This is a genomic window from Rhizobium sp. 01T444 (assembly GCF_056398305.1).
Map to the genome: position 1 here is coordinate 1 of NZ_JBFTPD010000111.1, position 941 is coordinate 941.

The window sequence follows — 941 nt, forward strand, 5'->3', positions numbered from 1 at the left end:
CTTTGCGCTGTTCCAGGGCGGCGCGATGAAGGCGCTCGATGCCGAGCCCGAACTGGTGGTCAAGCGCTGCTCCATCGTGTCGATCTGGTCTGACGCCGAAGGGCGCGCGCACGGCGAGCTGCGGCGCATGCAGGGCAGTCCCGCCGCGCCGCAAATGACGCCCGTGGCGGGCACCCGCTTCACCAAGGAGGCCTGACATGCGGACCATCACGCTGGAGCTGCTGCGCCACGGCCCCGCCCACAACCAGTTGCTGTCGCCGCTCACGCAATACCTTGCGCTGTGCGAGAACCATTCGGCGGTGACGATCCACGTGCCCTTCGAACACAACCAGGCCCTCTACCGCCTGCGGGCCCTGAGCTACCGACTGGGCGAGGAGCCTCGGCAATTCCAGGTGGGCGATACGGCGCAGGTGCTCGGCGATCTGCTCGCGAAGGTGCCCGGCCTCACCGCGGACATGAACCGCAATCCCACCGGTCCCTATCAGGATGCCATCACCCACCTGCGGCTGGTCCTCTCCGCCYCCGAACTCGCGCTGCTGCCCTTCGAACTCGCGACGGCGTCGGCGGGATTCCCGGGGGCGGGCCAGTCCCTTCTGTTGCAGCCGCACACGCCGATCTGCATCACGCGCGAGACGCGCCGCGTGCCCGAGGACTTCGGCGAATGGCCGAGCCAGCCGCGCGTGCTGGTGGTCACGGCGACACCGCCCGGCTACGAACCGGTGCCCGCCGGGGCGCACCTGCTGGCGCTGCGCAGGATCCTGGAGCCGTGGATCGGCTCCAGCGAGGCGGACGACCCCGCGAAGCGCCGCCAGCGCGTGGCGCGCTACCTGACGGTGCTGCCCGAGGCCAGCGCCGAGGCGATTGAGAGCGCCTGCGCCGCCGAGCGCTACACGCACGTGCACATCCTGGCGCACGGGCAGGAGCGCGCCGAAGGCTACGAC

General features: G+C 70.6%; 2 protein-coding genes. Both read left to right on the forward strand.

All coding sequences use genetic code 11. The features are described from left to right. Window positions 1-196, forward strand: a 196-nt coding sequence (locus AC1DTN_RS37380; RefSeq protein WP_477925146.1) for a hypothetical protein, incomplete at its 5' end; no start/stop codon positions are given. A gap of 1 nt (window position 197) precedes the next feature. Then, window positions 198-941, forward strand: a 744-nt coding sequence (locus tag AC1DTN_RS37385; RefSeq protein WP_477925148.1) for a CHAT domain-containing protein, incomplete at its 3' end; no start/stop codon positions are given.